This window comes from Bradyrhizobium sp. Y36, from assembly GCF_002531575.1.
Classification (GTDB): Bacteria; Pseudomonadota; Alphaproteobacteria; order Rhizobiales; family Xanthobacteraceae; genus Bradyrhizobium.
On the sequence record NZ_NWTI01000016.1, the window covers coordinates 79520 to 98495 of the forward strand.

The 18976-nt window shown below is 66.1% G+C and carries 13 protein-coding genes; all 13 read right to left on the minus strand.

Annotation, left to right across the window (positions count from 1 at the left end; genetic code table 11):
* Positions 1–45: 45 nt before the first annotated feature.
* The 13 genes from bamA to CO669_RS24315 all read right to left on the minus strand — a co-directional run bounded on the left by bamA (position 46) and on the right by CO669_RS24315 (position 18935).
* Positions 46–2571: an outer membrane protein assembly factor BamA gene (gene bamA, locus CO669_RS24255; RefSeq protein ID WP_097662465.1), complete on the minus strand. Its 2526-nt coding sequence runs from the start codon at positions 2569–2571 to the stop codon at positions 46–48.
* 187 nt (positions 2572–2758) lie between these two features.
* Positions 2759–3910, minus strand: a complete 1152-nt coding sequence (gene rseP, locus CO669_RS24260; protein ID WP_097662466.1) for an RIP metalloprotease RseP — start codon at positions 3908–3910, stop codon at positions 2759–2761.
* Between the two features lie 44 nt (positions 3911–3954).
* A complete protein-coding gene (dxr, locus tag CO669_RS24265; RefSeq protein WP_097662467.1) occupies positions 3955–5178 on the minus strand; it encodes a 1-deoxy-D-xylulose-5-phosphate reductoisomerase in 1224 nt (407 codons plus the stop codon).
* 4 nt (positions 5179–5182) lie between these two features.
* Positions 5183–6025, minus strand: a complete 843-nt coding sequence (locus CO669_RS24270) for a phosphatidate cytidylyltransferase (protein WP_097662468.1) — start codon at positions 6023–6025, stop codon at positions 5183–5185.
* Positions 6022–6780 (minus strand): isoprenyl transferase, encoded by a 759-nt coding sequence (locus CO669_RS24275; RefSeq protein WP_097662469.1) that lies wholly within the window; start codon positions 6778–6780, stop codon positions 6022–6024. The genes CO669_RS24270 and CO669_RS24275 overlap by 4 nt, the downstream gene beginning before the upstream one ends.
* An 11-nt stretch (positions 6781–6791) precedes the next feature.
* The gene (frr, locus tag CO669_RS24280) at positions 6792–7355 is read right to left on the minus strand and encodes a ribosome recycling factor (RefSeq protein ID WP_097662470.1); all 564 of its coding nucleotides are present in this window, start codon (positions 7353–7355) and stop codon (positions 6792–6794) included.
* Between the two features lie 67 nt (positions 7356–7422).
* Positions 7423–8139, minus strand: a complete 717-nt coding sequence (pyrH, locus tag CO669_RS24285; protein WP_097662471.1) for a UMP kinase — start codon at positions 8137–8139, stop codon at positions 7423–7425.
* A 60-nt stretch (positions 8140–8199) separates the two neighbouring features.
* Complete coding sequence (gene tsf / locus CO669_RS24290; protein WP_097662472.1) at positions 8200–9123, minus strand: translation elongation factor Ts; 924 nt, start codon at positions 9121–9123, stop codon at positions 8200–8202.
* A 136-nt stretch (positions 9124–9259) separates the two neighbouring features.
* The gene (locus CO669_RS24295) at positions 9260–10255 is read right to left on the minus strand and encodes a 30S ribosomal protein S2 (RefSeq protein WP_097662473.1); all 996 of its coding nucleotides are present in this window, start codon (positions 10253–10255) and stop codon (positions 9260–9262) included.
* A 234-nt stretch (positions 10256–10489) separates the two neighbouring features.
* The gene (locus tag CO669_RS24300) at positions 10490–12979 is read right to left on the minus strand and encodes a caspase family protein (protein WP_097662474.1); all 2490 of its coding nucleotides are present in this window, start codon (positions 12977–12979) and stop codon (positions 10490–10492) included.
* A 308-nt stretch (positions 12980–13287) separates the two neighbouring features.
* Complete coding sequence (locus CO669_RS24305) at positions 13288–14031, minus strand: carbonic anhydrase (RefSeq protein ID WP_097662475.1); 744 nt, start codon at positions 14029–14031, stop codon at positions 13288–13290.
* 115 nt (positions 14032–14146) lie between these two features.
* Entirely contained in the window at positions 14147–17650 is a 3504-nt protein-coding gene (gene dnaE / locus CO669_RS24310) for a DNA polymerase III subunit alpha (RefSeq protein ID WP_097662476.1), read from the minus strand.
* 562 nt (positions 17651–18212) lie between these two features.
* A complete protein-coding gene (locus CO669_RS24315; protein WP_097662477.1) occupies positions 18213–18935 on the minus strand; it encodes an outer membrane protein in 723 nt (240 codons plus the stop codon).
* Between the last annotated feature and the right edge of the window lie 41 nt (positions 18936–18976).

Here is an 18976-nt window from a genome sequence, read left to right on the forward strand (position 1 = left end):
AAGACCGGCCCCAGTCGGGGGCCGGCTCATGCCCAGCTGATCGAATTAGAACGTGGTACCGCCGCCGAACCGGAATTCCTGCGTACGGTCGTACTTGCCCTTGCTGAGCGGCACGGCGTAGTCGAAGCGCAGCGGACCGAACGGGGACTGCCAGATCAGGCCGACACCAACCGACGAGCGGATGACCTTGCTGTCGTCATAGACGAGGCCGGTACAGGTTCCCGCGCTCACCGGATTGACGGTCGACGGGGTGCAGCCCGGGAGATTGACCTCGCCGGTCGTCGCCCAGCTCGTCGGTCCCTTGTAGTCATAGAGACCGCCGGCATCGGCATAGACCGCGCCCTTCAAGCCCACTTCCTTCGGCAGGAACCAGAACGGCATCTGCAATTCCAGCGAAGCGCCCCAGTACTTGGTGCCGCCCAGCGCATCCCGCGAACCGAACGGATTCAAGTCGCGCGGGCCGATGCCGTTCGGGGCAAAGCCGCGGACGAGGTTCGGACCCATCTGGAAGTGGTCGAGCATGCGCAGATCGCTTCCGATCTTGTTCAGCATGCCGCTCTGCACGCGGATGAGGCCGACGATATCGGACACCAGCGGCGTGTAGTACTTCGCATCGACGACGGATTTCAGGTAGGACACGTCGCCGCCGACGCCGGCGAAATCCTGACGGAAATCGACAAGCAGACCGTCGGTCGGGTTCTTGTTGTTGTCCAGCGTGTTGTAGGTCAGCGTGTAGCCGAGTGCCGAAGTCAGCGTCTTGCCGTTCGCCAGTTCCTTGCGGACGGGCAGCGAAGCTTCGCCGTCGCTGTAGCAGCCGAGGCCGTTGGTCGAGCTGAGATCCGGAACACCGCCGTTGGCATTGACGAAGGCCGGGCTCGGGTTGAACGCCGAACCGGCGATGTTGTTACAGTTCGCCAGATAGTACGGCAGCGTGATTTCCTGCTGGTAGACCGAGTAGCGCAGCTGCAGCGACAGATCTTCACGCAGGGAGAAGCCGAGGCGCGGCGAGAAGCCGAGCGTCTTGGTGCCGTAGGAGATGTAGCTGTTGGACAGCTGCTGGCGTTGATAGAGGTCGAGGCCGAGCGCGACGCGGTAGTCGAGCAGATAGGGCTCGACGAACGACAGCGAGTAGCCGCGGGCGTACTGGCCATAAGTCACCGACGCCTTGGCGAACAGGCCCCGGCCGAGCAGGTTGCGCTCGGAGACCGAGACTTCGGCCAGCGCGCCGTCCGTGGTGGAGTAACCGCCCGAGATCGAGAAGTCGCCGGTCGATTTCTCTTCCATGTCGACGACCAGGATCACGCGATCGCTCGAGGAGCCCGGCTCCGTCGTGATCTTCACGCTCTTGAAGTAGTCGAGGTTCTTCAGGCGCCGCTCGGCGCGGTCGACCAGGGCGCGGTTGTAGGCATCGCCCTCGGAGATGTCGAACTCGCGGCGGATCACGTAGTCACGCGTACGCGTGTTGCCGCGCAGGTTGATGCGCTCGATATAGGTGCGCGGGCCTTCGTCGATGTTGAACACGACGGAGACGGTGTGCGCCTCGAAATTACGGTCGCCGCCCGGCCGGACCACGGCGAAGGCATAGCCGCGGCGCGAGGCCTCGATCTGCATCTCCTCGACCGACTTCTCGACCGACTCGACGTTGTAGAGCGAGCCGACATAGACGCGCGAATAGGCGCGCAACGACGAGGGGTCGAAGTTCGGGATGCTGGAGCGGAAGTCGATCGCGCCGACGCGGTACTGCGATCCTTCCTCGATCTTGAAGGTGACGTTGAAGCCCTTCTTCTCCGGATCGTATTCGGTGAGCGCGGCCACCACCTGCACGTCGGCGAAACCGTTCTTGAGATAGAAGCGGCGGATCAGGTCGCGGTCGGCTTCGACGCGGTCGGGATCGTAGATGTCACCGCTGGCAAGGAAGCTCAGCAGATTCGATTCGCGCGTCTTGATGACATCGCGCAGGCGGTAGGACGAGAACGCGTTGTTGCCGACGAACTCGATCGACTTGACGCCGGTCTTGGCGCCCTCCTCGATCGTGAAGATCAGGTCGACGCGGTTGTTCGGCTGCTCGATGACCTCGGGCGTGACGCGCACGTCGTAGCGGCCGGACCGACGATAGATTTCGGCGATTCGCAGCGTGTCGGACTGCACCATGGCGCGCGAGAAGGTGCCGCGGGCCTTGGACTGGACTTCAGTGGTGAGCTGCTCGTCCTTGATCTTCTTGTTGCCCTCGAAGGCAATGCGGCCGATCACCGGGTTTTCCACCACGGAGACGACGATCTGGCCGCCGGAACCGCGGTTGATTCTGACGTCCTGGAACAGGCCGGTTTCGATCAGCGCCTTGAGGCCGTCATCGATGGCGGCCTGATCGAGGCGGCCGCCCGGGCCCGGCTTGAAATAGGATCGGATCGTCTCCACCTCGACCCGGCGATTCCCTTCGACGGAAATCGACTGAACGGTCTGAGCGAACGCAGACGAAGACACGAAAACAGCCCCGACCGGGGCAATTACCGGCGCGCCGAACATGATCAGGGTTGCGAGCAAGCCCCCCCGGAGTCGCAGTCCAAACTTCATGCGCAACGCGCCCTTATCATTCCGTGCCAGACCCAACCCCAAAGCCGGTCCGGAGATTCCCCAAGTTCAGGCCGCTTGTAGCCAATTTCACCGACGCCGCAAACGGCCGAAAGCGCCGTAATTCCAATTTCATTCCAAGACGTTGCTGATCAGCAACGCCATAAGGCACGCCACAAAAAAGCCCCTATCAGGAAGCCGCCATCCGCAGGATGTCGTTGTAGGTCGCAAACACCATCAACATCAGCACCAAACCGAGCCCGATTCGGAACCCCATCTCCTGGGTTCGCTCGGACAAGGGCCGGCCGCGGACCACTTCCGCCGCGTAGAACATCAGGTGGCCGCCATCGAGCAGCGGGATCGGGAACAGGTTCAACAGGCCGATCGACACCGACAGTACCGCGCACAAATTGATCACGAACTGGAACCCGGCGCTGGCCGCCTGCCCGGACATCTTCGCGATTCCCAGGACGCCGCTGACCTCGTTGGGATTTCCCTGCCCGACGAACAGCGAGCCCAGGAACTTGAAGGTGCTGGTAATAATGAACCAGACCTGCTCGACCCCGATCTTGAGCGCCTCGCCGACGCCGACCGGCGCGGTCGAAGCCTCGCCCGCCTGCGACTTGTGCTCGACGCCGAGCACACCGAGACGGTGGCTGTTGCCGAACGGATCCTTGCGCTCGAGCAGCGCCGGCGTTGCGGTCAGCGAGACGATCGCGCCGTCCCGCTTCACCTGGAAGGTAAGCGCCGAACCCGCATTCATCGCAACGATTCGCTGCATGTCGGCAAAGCTCTCGATCGGCTTGCCGTCGATCTGGACGACGACATCCCCGATCTTGAACCCGGCCGCCGCCGCGGCGCCATCGGCGACGACGCCGTCAACCCGGGCGATCGTGCTCGGCTTGCCGTAATACAGCGCCATGCCGGCGAAGATCAGCGCACCCAGGATGAAATTGGCGATTGGCCCGGCCGCGACGATGGCGGCGCGCGGACCGACCTTCTTGTGGTGGAAGCTGCCGGCGCGCTCCTCGGCCGACATGGCCGCGAGCGTCTGGGCCGATGGCGTCGAGGCCTCGCTCTCGTCGCCGAAAAACTTGACGTAGCCGCCGAGCGGGATCGCCGAGATCTTCCAGCGGGTGCCGTGGCGGTCGTTGAAACCGACCAGCTCAGGTCCGAAACCGAGCGAAAAGGTCAAGACACGAACGCCAGCCCAGCGCGCGACCAGAAAATGGCCGAGCTCATGGAAGAACACCACAATCGTCAGGACGAACAGGAAGGGAACCGCATAGCCCAGCACCCCATGGCTCAACGCATTGAAACTATGGGTAAAAAAGTCATTCATCGAATTCCCTCATCCAGCGCCGCAAGGCCCTGGCCCCGAACCATCTAGGATGCCTTTAAGGCAATTTGAGGCAATAGGGCGGCAGCTTTATTTCGCGCAACATGGTCAACAGAGATTGCATCATCGGCTGAGGTCATGGGCGCCTGGTTCCCGCTGCGGACCCAGTCGTCCAGCGTTGCCTCCACCAGCCGGGCAATCGCGCCGAACCGGATCTTGCCGGCGATGAACGCGGCGACCGCGACCTCGTTGGCGGCGTTGTAGACGGTGGTCGCCCCCTTCCCGGTCCGGAGCGAATCGAAAGCCAGGCGAAGCCCGGGGAAGCGCTCGAAGTCGGGTGCCTCGAAGGTGAGCTGACCGATCTTGGCGAGGTCCAGCTTCGCGGCCGGCCCCTTGATCCGGTCGGGCCAGCCGAGGCAATGCGCAATCGGCGTGCGCATGTCGGGGGCGCCGAGCTGGGCCATCACCGAACGGTCGGAGAACTCGACCATGCCGTGAATGATGGACTGCGGATGCACGAGGACGTCGATCTCGTCGGGCACAAGCGCGAACAGATAGGAGGCCTCGATCACCTCGAGACCCTTGTTCATCATCGAGGCGGAATCGATCGTGATCTTCTGGCCCATGCTCCAGTTCGGGTGCTTCAGCGCCTGCTCCAGCGTGGCCTGCTCGATGTCGGCGGGCTTCCAGGTGCGGAACGGGCCGCCCGACGCCGTGATGATGACGCGGACCAGCTCATCGCGATTGCCCGAGGCCAGGGCCTGGAACAGCGCGTTGTGCTCGGAATCGGCCGGCAGGATGCAGGCGCCCGCTTTGGCCGCGCGCTGCATGAAGAAATCCCCGGCGCAAACCAGGCACTCCTTGTTGGCGAGCGCGACATGCGCGCCGCGATCGACGGCGGCCAGCGCCGGCTTCAACCCGGCAGCGCCGCTCACGGCCGCCATCACCCAATCGGCCGGACGCGCGCCGGCTTCGATCACCGCGCTTTCGCCGGCGCCGCATTCGGTGCTCGTTCCCGCCAGTGCGGCCTTGAGCTCGGCGAGCTTGGTGGTGTCGGCGACCGCAACGTAACGGGCGGAAAATTCCTTCGCGAGCTTCGCCAGGCCAGCGACATTGCTGTTCGCCGTCAGCGCCTCGACGCGATAGCGCTCGGGCGAGGCGCGCAGCAGATCCATCGTGCTGTCGCCGATCGAGCCGGTGGCGCCGAGAACCGTGACGCTGCGGACGGACAACGCCGCAGCCTTGTTATTACGCAATGGGACTGCGCTCATATCCTCACCAAACCATAAGACCGCTTCCGGCGCTATGCACACCATGGCGGAGAAAGCCGATAATCCATGCCACCAGGATGGCGGCGACAAAACCGTCCAGGCGGTCCATAAGCCCGCCATGGCCGGGAATTAAGTGACTGGAATCCTTGACATCGAAGCGCCGCTTGACCGCGGATTCGAACAGATCGCCCGCCTGCGAGACGACCGACAGGACCGCGCTGATCAGCAGCAGCGGAACCGCCTTCCCGATCCCGCAAGCGGCAAAACCGGCGGCTACCGCAAGGCTCGCCACAAAGCCCCCGAGCGCTCCGGCCCAGGTCTTCTTCGGGCTCACGCGCGGCCAGAGCTTCGGCCCGCCGATGCTGCGGCCGGCAAAATAGCCGCCGATATCCGTCGCCCACACCACGAGCAACACGAACATCAGCGCCGAGAAGCCGTTGACGAGATCCTTCCTGACCAGGATCGAGGCCAGCAGCGCAGCCGCGGCATAGGCAAATCCCGTCGCCGCCCAAACGAACTTGCCGCGCGCGATCAGCGTCACGATCGCGCCGCCGACGAGGCCGACGATGACGGAGGTCTTGAGCCCGCCGAAGGCAACGGCGGCCCCCATCATCGCGATGACGATCGTCCCTGCCCCCGTCAGCGCCGCCGAGCCCGCGCCGACCACCGTCAGCCATTCCGCAAACAGCCCGATCGACACCAGGGTGACGAGCAGCACCCACAGCCAGCCACCGACGTAAGCGATCGCGATGGTGAGCGGCGCCAGCACCAGCGCTGCGAGGACCCGCATCACCAGATTGCTCGGGGCAGGCTTTGCGCCCGCCGGTGCGGCGTCGTGTTCGCTCACGAGGCGGTTTTCGCGACCAGGCCGCCGAAACGGCGCTCGCGCCTGGCGAACTCGGCGATTGCGCCCTCCAGCGCCGCCTTGTCGAAATCCGGCCAGTGGATCGGCACGAACACCAGCTCGCTATAGGCGGCCTGCCACATCAGGAAATTGGACAGGCGCTGCTCGCCGCTGGTGCGGATGATGAGATCGGGATCGGGAATGTCGGGTGCATCGAGATGCGCCCCGAGCGTCTCGGCGTCGATCGTCGCGGGATCGCGCTTTCCCTCCGCGACCTCGCGCGCAAGCTTCTGTGCCGCTTTCGCGATCTCCTGCCGCGAGCCGTAATTGAAGGCGACGACCAGCGTGAGGCGCGTGTTGTCGCGCGTCAGCTCCTCGGCCTCGTTGAGCAGCGCGCAGATGTCGCCCTCCAGCCCCTCGCGCTCGCCGATGATGCGAACCTTGACCCCGTCACGGTGCAGGCTGGCCAGATCGTTGCGGATGAAGCGGCGGAGCAGGCCGAAGAGATCGCCGATCTCGCTCGCCGGGCGCGACCAGTTCTCGGAGCTGAAGGAGAAGATGGTGAGATAGCGAATGCCGAGCTCGTGCGAGGCCCGCACCACGCGGCGCAGAGCCTCGACGCCGCGGCGATGCCCCTCCGCACGCGGCAGACCGCGCGCGGCCGCCCAACGCCCGTTGCCATCCATGATGATGGCGACATGCGCGGGCGCCTCGGACCGATCGGGTCCTTCCGTGGCAGGCGCGGCGGCGTTGGACATTGAAGGTGGCCTTAAACGGTGAGAATTTCTTTTTCCTTGGCAGCCAGCAACTGGTCGATCTCCGCGATGGTGCCGTCGGTCGCCTTCTGCACCTCGTCGGCGTGTCGCTTCTGGTCGTCCTCCGACATCTCGTGATTCTTCTCGAGCTTCTTGAGGACGTCGAGACCGTCGCGGCGGACGTGGCGCGCAGCGACCTTGGCGGCTTCCGCGTATTTATGCGCGACCTTCACCAGCTCCTTGCGCCGCTCCTCGTTTAGCTCGGGAATGCGCAGGCGCAGCACCTGGCCTTCGGTCGCGGGCGACAGGCCGAGATTGGAATCGACGATCGCCTTCTCGACCGCCTTGACCATCGACTTGTCCCAGACCTGCACCGAGATCAGGCGCGGTTCGGGCACGCTGACGGTCGCGAGCTGGTTGAGCGGCATGTGGCTGCCATAGGCATCGACCTGCACCGGATCGAGCATCGAGGCGGAGGCGCGCCCCGTCCGCAGGCCGCCAAGCTCGTGCTTGAGCGAGGCGACGGCGCCCTGCATGCGGCGCTTGACTTCGTTGAGGTCGAAAGTACCCGTGGGCATCACGTTTCTCCTTCAAAATCCCGGCGACCGCTCCGCGCCCTTCCCTTCGGGCGCGCCAGATGAGCCATCAGCCGGCGACAATGGTTCCGTGGCCGACGCCGCGCAGAATCGCTCCGATCGACCCCGGCTCCGCGATCGAGAATACGATGATAGGCAGCGACGTCTCGCGGGCAAGCGCGAAGGCGGTCGCATCCATCACCTTGTAGCCGCCCTCGATCGCCTGCGAATGGGTCAGCCGGTCAAATCGCGTGGCGGACGGATCCTTCTTCGGGTCGGCCGAGTAGACGCCGTCGACATTGGTCGCCTTCAGCACCGCCTGGGCGCCGATCTCGGCGGCGCGCAGCACCGCGGTCGTATCGGTGGTGAAGAACGGATTGCCGGTCCCGCCGCCGAGCAGCACGATGCGGCCCTCGGCGAGATATTTGTGCGCCGCAGTGCGGGTGAACAACTCGGAAATCTCGGGCATGACGAAGGCCGACAGCGTCCGCGCCGGCGTGCCCTTGCGCTCGATCGCCGCTTCCAGCGCGAGGCAGTTCATCATGGTGGCGAGCATGCCCATGGTGTCGCCGGTCGGCCGCGACACGCCCCGGGCCGAGACCTCGACGCCGCGCACGATATTGCCGCCGCCGATCACGACTGCGACCTCGGTGCCGAGCTTGCGGGCCGCGATCACATCGTCCGCAACCCGGTCGACGGTCGTCTGATCGATGCCAAAGCCCTGCTGCCCCGCGAGATACTCGCCGGACAGCTTGATCACGACGCGACGATAGACCGGATCAGTCATGAGCACTTTCCTTGCCCGGGCGCCGCTTCCGGCGGCGCGCCGGAAGGATCGTTCCGGCGCTTACTTCTTGCCGCTGGCTGCAGCGACTTCGGCTGCGAAGTCGCTTTCCTGCTTCTCGATTCCCTCACCGAGAGCATAGCGCACAAAGCCGGCGATCTTCACAGCGCCGCCGACCTTGCCCTCGGCCTCCTTCACCGCCTGCGCCACCGACTTGCCGGTGTCGTGGATGAAGGCCTGCTCGAGCAGGCAGACTTCCTTGTAGTAGGTCTTCAGACCGGACTCGACGATCTTCTCGATCACGTTCTCCGGCTTGCCCTGCTGGCGATACTTGTCCGCGAGCACGTCCTTCTCGCGCTTGACGACCGCCGGATCGAGACCGGACGGATCGAGCGCCAGCGGGTTGGCGGCAGCAATGTGCATCGCGATCTGGCGGCCCAGGCCGGCGAGCTCGTCGGCCTTGCCGGGCGATTCCAGCGCCACGATCACGCCCATCTTGCCGGCACCGTCGACGACCGCGCCGTGGACATAGCTCGACACCAGACCCTGGCCCACTTCGAGCGAAGCGGCGCGGCGCAGCGTCATGTTCTCGCCGATGGTGGCGATCGCGTCGTTGATCGCGGCTTCCACCGTGACGTCACCGACCTTGGCGGCCTTGATCTTCTCGACGTCGGAGCCGGCGTCGAACGCGACCTGCGCGACCATCTTCACCAGACCCTGGAACTGGCCGTTGCGCGCGACGAAGTCGGTCTCGGAGTTGACCTCGACCACGACGCCTTTGTTACCCTTTGTGAGCGCGCCGATCAGGCCTTCCGCCGCGACGCGGCCGGACTTCTTGGCGGCCTTGGACAGGCCCTTCTTGCGCAGCCAATCCTGCGCCGCTTCCATGTTGCCGTCGTTTTCGGTCAGCGCGGCCTTGCAGTCCATCATGCCCGCGCCGGTCGACTCGCGCAGGTCCTTGACCATCGCAGCTGTGATCGTTGCCATCGTTGAAAATCCTTTGTGCCTGCCGGTTTGCCGCGGCGTGGCTCCGATTGCCCCGCCGCGGTCCATCTCAGGAATTCGCGTCAACTGAATGAAATGGTGGCCGGATCCCGTCCGGCCAAGCCATCGCTCGTCTTGACTATTCCGCTTCCGCGGTCAGCGCCTTGGCCTTGGCCACCCAGGCATCCGCGCGGCTCGGCAGACCGACTTCTTCGCCGATCGTGTGCGCGGTGTCGTGGTCGAGCTCGGCGAGCTGCCAGTAATGGAAGATGCCGAGGTCGTTGAACTTCTTCTCGATCGCACCCGAGACGCCCGGGAGCTTCTTGAGGTCGTCGGCGGTGCCGCGGGGACCCGCAAGGCCCTGGAAGCCGCTCGAGGACGCCGCCGGCAGCTCTTCGGCCAGCGGACGGGTCGAGGCACCGATGTCGATGCCCGAATCGCCCTGCGCGCGCGAGATGCCGTCGATCGCGGCACGCGCGATCAGGTCGCAATAGAGCGCGATCGCACGGCCGGCGTCGTCATTGCCGGGGACCACATAGGTGATGCCCTTCGGGTCGGAATTGGTGTCGACGATCGCGGCGACCGGGATGTTGAGGCGCTGGGCCTCCTGGATCGCGATGTCTTCCTTGTTGGTGTCGATCACGAAGATCAGGTCGGGCAGACCGCCCATGTCCTTGATGCCGCCAAGCGAGCGGTCGAGCTTGTCGCGCTCGCGCTGAAGCGTCAGGCGCTCCTTCTTCGTGTAGGAATTGGCTTCGCCGCCCGCCAGCACGTCATCGAGGTGACGCAGGCGCTTGATCGAGGCCGAGATCGTCTTCCAGTTGGTCAGCGTGCCGCCGAGCCAGCGCGAATTGACGAAGTACTGCGCGCAGCGCTTGGCCGCATCAGCAACGCCGTCCTGCGCCTGGCGCTTGGTGCCGACGAACAGGATGCGGCCGCCCTTGGCGACGGTGTCGCTGACGGCCTGAAGGGCCGTGTGCAGCATCGGCACGGTCTGCGCGAGGTCGACGATGTGGATGTTGTTGCGCGCGCCGAAAATGAACGGCGCCATTTTCGGATTCCAGCGGTGAGACTGGTGGCCGAAGTGCACGCCAGCTTCGAGCAGCTGACGCATAGTGAAATCGGGTAGTGCCATCGTTCTAATTCTCCGGTTGGTTCCTCCGGAAGCGTGTGAGCAAAACGGAGCGTTGTCGCCCCGGTTGCCACCGGACGGCCTTGCGAGCCATGCTTCCGTGTGAGATGGCGCGCTGTATAGCGCGATTTCGGCCAGAAGCAAGGAAATAAGGGCCTTTCCGGGGCGGATTTCGCCCGCTGAAAGACCCCATCCCGTAAAGACCCCGCAGAGCCCGGCGCTACCCTGCTACCCCGGCTAGCATTTGGGCTGGTTGGGCGGACATTTCTTTGCCGCCGCCGACGGCGGTGCGGCGGGCCGCGGCGGAGGTGGTGCCGGGCGCGGCGGGGGTGCGACCGCCATCCGCGGCGGCGGTGGCGGGGGCGCCGGCCGGGCGACCGGCGGCGGCGGTGCCGGCCGTGCCACTGGCGGAGGAGGCGCCGGCCGCGCAACCGTCACGGGCGGAGCCACCCGTGCCGGCGGAGGCGACGCCACGCGCGGCGGAGGCGGTGGCGCCGGACGGGCGACGGCCGCAGGCGGCGGAGGTGTCGGTCTCGCCACGGCCTGGGGCCGCGCGGGCGGCGCGGACGGACGGGCCGCCTGCGCCGGCGCAGCCGAGGGCAGATTCTGCGGCCTGACCGGCTCGCGCGCGGCCGAGGGCAGTGGCGGCACCGGACGTCCCGCGACGCCGGGAGCCGCGCCCGGCGGTGTCTGCGCAACCGGCGGCTTCGGCACCTGACCGGGCACCGCAGCAGGGTTTGTCGCAGTCGGCGCAGCGGTCGCCGGCGCAGCGGCCGTCGGCGCATTGGGATGAGTCGGCGGTGTTGCACCGGGCGTAGCGGTCACCGGGGCGCCCGGATGGGGCGGCGCGGTCGGCGGAGCGGTTGCCGTCGGAACGGTCACCCCCGGTGCGGGCTTGCCGCCCGGCGGGGTCCCTGCCCCCGCCGCTGGCGGCACTGGCGGCCCGCCATGAGCCCCGGGAACCGGCAAGGTATTGGCCTGCGGCAACTTGGTCTGAGGTGCGACCGGCGGCGTCGCGGTCGGCGCGACAGCGACCGGCGCTGCCGGCGGGATACCGGGCCTCGCCATCGGCTGCGTCGTCCCCGGGAGCGTGCCGGGCCTTGCCGTCGGTTGGATCGTCGCGCTCGGCGGCATCGGCGCCTTGCCCTGCTGGATCAGCGCGGCGCGCTGCACGACCGCCTGCGGCACCGCGGGCCCCGCCGGATTGGCTCGGCCGGCGACCGCCGGAGCCAGGTTCGCCGGACCGGGTCCCGGCCCTGCGCCCGGCGCAGGGGCCGGCGGACGGTTGATCACCGTGTTGATGACCGTCGTGTTGTGGATGTTCTGGTAGATGATGTTGTTCGGCGGCGGCGCGACATAGACCGGCGGACTGACGAACACCGGAATCGGCACGAACACCGGCTGCGGCAGCACGAACAGGCCGACCACCGGCATCGGCGGCGTCAGCACGACGAAATCCGGCGGCGGCGGCGGCAGATAATAGACCGGCGGCGGTGGTGGCGGTGCGAAGCCGAAATCGGGATCGCTGAAATACAGCACCGGACGATCGACATAGACCACCTCCTCCGGCGGCGGTGGCGGCACGTCGTAGTCGATCATCGCGAAGCTCGGCGGCGGCTCGGCCGGCGCAGTGAGGATCGCAAGACGCCGGCGCGCATCTGCCGCATGCGGCCCGCGCGGATAGCGGCGCAGATACGACCAATAGGCCTCCGGCGTGTCGGTCCGGTAGGTCCGCCGCCAGGTGATGGCTTCGCGGCGCGCCGCCACGATCGCCATCACGCGCTTGGCCAGGGGATCGCCGGGATAGGCGGCGAGAAACTCCTCATAGGCCGGCAGCGTGTCGCGCTCGAGCGCGGCGGCGTAGGCGTTCTGCACGCCGAGATCGCGGATCGGCTTGTTGCGGATCGCGGCGACCTGGTCGGGCGTGGTCTCCGGCGGCGGCGCGTCGGGTCCGCGCTCGAAGAACGTGAACGGCGCCGAGATCTTCTGCTCGTTCCAGGGCACCTGCGCGCCCTTGCTGGCCTCGTTGACGCGCAGGCGGACGCGGTCGAACACCTCGGGCAACGGCAGGCCGCCGGTGCGGATCATCTCCGCCAGCGACTGCGCATAGATGCCGTACGGCCCCGGCTCTTCCGGCGCGACCGTGCCGGGCGCAGCGTTGAAGGCGATCAGCATGTTCGGCTCGGGCTCGACCAGCGCCAGACCGCCCGCGATCTGCTGGCCGCCCTCGACGAAGGGCTGCGCACGGGCCGCGTCGAGCACCACGATGTTGGCCTTGAGCGGAATGGACGCAAGCTGGCGCGCATAATCGCTGATGCGCAGGGCCTCTGTCGGAATGTCGGTGTCGCGGGTGATGTTGGAATCGACCGGGATGAAATAGTTCTCGCCGGCCAGCTGCACGCCGTAGCCGGCCAGATAGACCATCGCGACGGTGCCCGGGCCCGAGGCCTGGGCCTTCTGGATGAAGTCGCGAAAGCTCTTGCGCAGCGTGTCGCCGTCGAGATCGCGCGCCCCGACGACGTCGAAGCCGGCCGCCTGGAGCGTCTGCGCGACCAGGCCGGCATCGTTCGCGGTCGTTGCCAGCGGCGACTTGGCATAAGCGCCGTTGCCGACCACGAGGGCGATGCGCTTCTCCTGCTGCTGCGCGCGCACCCCGCCCGGCGCGCCGGCGACAAGGGCCACGATCGGCAGCAGAAGGCAAATGAAGAGTCTGAACGTCCCACGCATGGCTTGCTTGCCCGCTAGTAGTTGAAGAGCCACCACGCATGAGGCGCGCAGCCGGCTGAACGGCGATTGAACGAAAGGCTCGGATTGAGGCGATGGCGTGGCCACGCCGCTGCCGGCGTCAGCTCCAAGTCAGCCCAAGTCATCAGCTCAAGCCAGCCCAAGTCGACGGCTGCTCAGCCTAGAAACTGCGCGAGGCTCCTTCAAGTCCCTGCCTTTCGGGATGGCGCGGATCGGACAGACCGGGTGCATGGCGGTCGGCCTCTTGCCGGACAGAGGCCGACCGCTTGGCTCTGGTGGTCCCGAACGGCTCAGCCCTGCGCAAGCAACTCGACGGTTCCCGTGCTCAGCCGATAGATGCCGCCGACCACCTTGAGCTTGCCCTGCTCGACCGCCGCGTTGAGGATCGGCGCGGCCGATTTCAGCTTGGCGACGTTGTCGATGACGTTCTGGCGAATGGCGTTGTCGAGCGCGTTGCCGCCCTGCCCGGCCGCCGTCTTCACTGCCGGCGCGATCGCGGAGACCAGCGAGGGGATGTGTCCCGGTAGCGGCTTGTCATCCTTCAGTGACTTGATGGTGGCGTCGACGGCGCCGCAATTGTCGTGGCCGAGCACCAGGATCAGGGGGGTGCCGAGCACGGCGACGGTGTACTCCATGCTCGCAACGGTCTCGTCGCCGGCAAAATTTCCGGCGACGCGGCACACGAACAGATCGCCGCGTCCGCTGTCGAAGGCATATTCGGGTGCGATGCGGGAATCGGCGCAGCTTAAAACAGCCGCGTACGGATTCTGACCGCCGACCAATGCCTCGCGCTCGTGCGTGAAGTCGTGACGGCGCGACACGCCCGACACGTAGCGTGAATTGCCCTCCATCAGCCGCTTGAGCGCCGCATCGGGCGACAGCACGTTCTGAGGTTTCGGCGGCGCCTTGGCTTCCTTCGCCGAAGCGGCCCCGCCGAATGCGGCCGCCCCGAGCGCGGAGGCGGCAAGAAGCATCATCGAACGGCGGGAGGGAGCAAGCGATTGATGCGGATTTTCAGAGCATTTGTCACACATGGTTCTTCTTCCTTGGGTTCGCGCGGGACGACAACTGATAGCTGTACCCGGCAGACTTCGAAACCATGCATGAGCTGATTAGTTAAGCTTTGGTTTGCGGCGGTGCGCGCCGGCGTCAGAGTTGCTGCACGTCCACCACGCCCGCGACCGCCTTGATCGCGCCGGCGATCTGCGGCGAGACCTTGAAGCGGCCGGGCAGCTTCATCTCGACCTCGGTCTCGAGGTCGAGCATCATCACCAGCGAGACCTCGCCGTCGCCGTTCCCGCGCGGCGCGATACCGGGACTGCCGACTTTTGGCGCGGCGCCGTTCGACGCCGCCATGTCGGGCCCGGCCAAACGCTTGGCGATCGAGTCCAGCGGCTTGGTGTCGCGCACGAAGATGCGCAGCCCCTTCTGCGTCTTGGCGGCGGCATCGTCGAGCGGCTCGGCATGCAGCACGCGGGCGCGGACGTCCTCGCCCTGCAGCTCGGCTCCCAATTGCAGCAGCACGGCCGCGCCCGGTTCAAGCACGTCGCGATATTGCGCGAGGCCTTCGGAGAACAGCACCGCCTCGAAATGGCCCGTGGGATCGGAGAGCCCCATGATGCCCATCTTGTTGCCGGTCTTGGTGCGCCGCTCCATGCGCGAGACCACGGTGGCCGCGACCTTGCCGGCAGTGGCGCCGGTCTTCACCGCACGCGAGAATTCCGCCCAGCTCTGCACCCGCAGCCGCTTCAGCACGGTGGCGTAGTCGTCGAGCGGATGGCCCGACAGGAAGAAGCCGACGGCGTCGTATTCGCGGCGGAGCTTTTCGGCCGGCAGCCACGGCTCGATCTGCGGCAGCATGATGGTCGGTGCGTCCGCCGACATCCCGAACATGTCGTTCTGGCCGATGGTCTCGGCCTGATGCGCGCGCTGGCAGGCGGCGAGGATCGAATCCGCACCGGCGAAGACGCGGGCGCGGTTCGGCTCCAGCGTGTCGAAGGCACCGGCGGCGGCCAGACTTTCGATGATGCGCTTGTTGATCGCGCGCGGATTGACCCGCGCGGCGAAGTCGGCGAGCGAGGTGAACAATCCGCGCTTGGTGCGCTCCTCGATGATCTGCTCGATCGCCTGGATGCCGACGCCCTTGAGCGCGGCGAGCGCATAGTAGATGACCTTGTCGCCGACCTCGAAGGTCGCGCCGGAACGGTTGATGTTCGGCGGCTCGACCTTGATGCCGAGGCGCTGCGCCTCGGAGCGGAATTCGGAGAGCTTGTCGGTGTTGTTGAGATCGAGCGTCATCGACGCCGCGATGAACTCCACCGGATAATGCGCCTTCATGTAGGCGGTGTGGTAGGACACCAGCGCATAGGCCGCCGCGTGGCTCTTGTTGAAGCCGTAGTCCGCGAACTTCGCCAGCAGCTCGAAGATGGTCTCGGCCTGTCCCTTCGGCACGCCGTTCTTCACCGCGCCCGCGACGAAGATGTCGCGCTGCTTGTCCATCTCGGCGCGGATCTTCTTGCCCATGGCGCGGCGCAAGAGGTCGGCGTCGCCGAGCGAATAGCCCGACATCACCTGGGCGATCTGCATCACCTGTTCCTGGTAGATGATGACGCCGAAGGTCTCCTTCAGGATCGGCTCCAGCACGGGATGCAGATATTCCGGCTCCTCGTCGCCGTGCTTGCGCGCGCAATAGGTCGGGATGTTCGCCATCGGGCCCGGGCGATACAGCGCCACCAGCGCGATAATGTCCTCGAACCGGTCGGGGCGCATGTCGACCAGCGCGCGCCGCATGCCCTGGCTTTCAACCTGGAACACGCCGACCACCTCGCCGCGCGCCAGCATCTGGTAGCTCTCGGCATCGTCGATCGGCAGCGTGGCGAGATCGACGTCAATGTTGCGCGGCTTGAGCAGCTTGCAGGCGACATCGAGCACGGTCAGCGTCTTCAGGCCGAGGAAGTCGAACTTCACGAGGCCGGCCGGCTCGACCCATTTCATGTTGAACTGGGTCACCGGCATGTCCGACTTCGGATCGCGGTAGAGCGGCACGAGCTCGCTCAGGGGACGATCGCCGATCACGATGCCGGCCGCATGGGTCGAGGCGTGGCGGGTCAGGCCTTCGAGACGCTGGGCGATGTCGAAGGCGCGCGCCACGATCGGATCCTCGTCGCGGAACGCCTGGAGTTTTGGCTCGCTCTCGATCGCGGCGGCGAGCGTGACGGGCGCGGCCGGATTCTGCGGCACCAGCTTGGTCAGCTTGTCGACCTGGCCGTACGGCATCTGCAGAACGCGGCCGACGTCGCGCAGCACGCCGCGCGCCTGCAGCGTACCGAAGGTGATGATCTGCGCGACCTGGTCGCGGCCGTAGCGCTCCTGGACGTACCTGATCACCTCGCCGCGGCGGTCCTGGCAGAAGTCGATGTCGAAGTCCGGCATCGAGACGCGCTCGGGATTGAGGAAGCGCTCGAACAGCAGGCCGAACTTGATCGGATCGAGGTCGGTGATGGTCAGCGCCCAGGCGACCAGCGAGCCCGCGCCGGAGCCGCGGCCCGGCCCGACCGGAATGCCCTGGCTCTTCGCCCATTTGATGAAGTCGGACACGATCAGGAAGTAGCCCGCGTATTTCATGCGCATGATGACGTCGAGCTCGAACGCCAGGCGCTTGTTGTAGTCCTCTTCCGTGGTGCCCTGCGACAGGCCGTGGACGCTGAGGCGGTTGGCGAGCCCCTCCTCCGCCTGACGCTTCAGCTCGGCGGCCTCGACCGAGGCGGCGTCCGAGCTCTGCGCGGCGCCGACGGTGAAGAATGGCAGGATCGGCTTGCGCGTCATCGGCCGGAACGAGCAGCGCTCGGCGATCTCCACCGTCGAGGCCAGCGCCTCCGGAATGTCGGCGAACAGCAGCGCCATCTCGGCGCGCGTCTTGAAACGATGATCGGGCGTGAGTTGCTCGCGCTCGGTCTCCGCGATCAGCCGCCCGCCGGCGATGCATAGCAGCGCGTCGTGCGCTTCGTAATCGTCGGTCGCGGCGAAATACGGCTCGTTGGTCGCAACCAGCGGCAGGCCCTTGGCGTAGGCGATATCGATCAGGCTGCTTTCGACGCGCCGCTCCTTGTCGGTATTGTGGCGCTGCAGTTCAACGTAGAGGCGGTCGCCGAACATGGCGGCGAGACGCTCGCATCGCACGCCGGCGAGCTCCACCATGCCGCCGGCCAGCGCCAGCGAGATCGGCCCGTCCGGTCCGCCCGTCAGCGCGATCAGTCCCTCGCTCTGGCCCTCGAGCCAGTCGAACTTGATGAACGGGGCGTGGCTATCAGGCGATTCGAGGAACGCGCGCGAGTTCAGCCGCATCAGGCTGCGATAGCCGCGCTCCTGCGCTGCCAGCAGCACCACGCGCGAGGGCGCCATCGCGTTGCGCGCGTTCGGATCCTGATCGCCGAAATCGATCGCCAGCTCGCAGCCGACGATCGGCTGGATGCCGGAGCCGGCCATCTTGTCGGAGAATTCCAGCGCACCGAACAGATTGTCGGTGTCGGTCAGCGCCAGTGCCGGCTGGTGATCCTTCTTCGCAAGCTCGGCAAGCTTGGCGATCTTGATCGAGCCCTTGAGCAGCGAATAGGCCGAGTGAACGTGAAGGTGAACAAATCCGGCGCTCGGCATGGTCGCGTGACGGCCTCTTGCAGATGGGATGGAGCGGTCGCCGGACCTCAGGGGGCGTCAGGGAGATCCGCGAGGGATCCGGCCCCCGCCTTCCACCCGCCTTTGCCGACTCGCCCCGCAATGGTGGGGCGTCACGGCCCCGGAGTCCACGCCGGAGCGGCCGCTTCGCCGCGCCGTCCTGCTTTTCCCCAAGGCATCTGACTGAAGCCATCCGACTGATAAGGCATCTGGCCGATCACCGATCCCCTGAGTCGTCGTTGACGAGCCGCAGCGGAATCAAGGCTGCGGCATCAAAGCTGCGGAATGACCTGGGCCCAGATCGCGACCATCCCGACAAACAGCGCGAGCGAGGCGAGTGCGGCGGCTTCTTCCACGAAAATCCTGAACATGGCTTGCTCCATCACAAGAACGTATGAAGAACATTGTTCTCATTTCGTTCTCGGGAGTCAAGCGGTCTCGGCCACTTGAAAATCAAATGGTTAACTCGCTGAATTCACGCAATAAAAAAGCCCCGGCCGAAGCCGGGGCTTTTCGACAACCGCTCCGAAGAGAGCGATCAGTCTCAGTAACGGCCGAGCATCGGGCCGCCGAACTTGTAGTTCAGGCGGACAAGACCCATGTCGACGTCCTGCTTGACATTGACCGCCAGAACACCGGCGGGGCCGGTCAGGTTGCGGTCGTTGCCACCGAGGAAGATGTGGTTGTACTCGGCGCCAACCGACCAGTTCGGGGCGAAACCGAACTCGAGGCCCGCGCCGACAGTGCCACCCCAACGGGTGTCGTTGGCCGATGCTAGCGATACACCGGCGAGCGAGGCATCGTACTTGGTGCCGACCACAGCCGCACCGCCCTTGACGTAGAGCAGCACGTTGTTCCAGGCGTAACCGACCTGGCCGGTGATCAGACCGAACGAATCGATCTTGGTGTTGTTGGTAAAGCCGGAGATCGCGCCGACATGGCTGCCCGAGAAGTCGGCCCAGTTGCCCTGGCCTTCCACGCCGAACACGAACTGACCGGACTGCCAGCGATAGCCGATCTGGCCACCGACCGTGCCGCCGGTTGCATCGTGGGAACCATCACGGCCGAAGCCCACCAGATCCCACTTCGCATGCGACGAACCGCCGCCGCCGTTGATACCGATGTAGAAGCCGCTCCAGTCGTAGATCGCGGCGACCATCGCAGGCGCCTTGGTGTAGGGCCGTGCTGCGAGGTCAGCAGCCAGCGCCGGCGCGGTCGCGCTCAGCGCGACGAGGCTCACAGCCGCAAGCAACAAATTCTTCTTCATTTGAGTCCCGTTCCAGTTTCGTCGTTTAGGCCCCCTGGCCG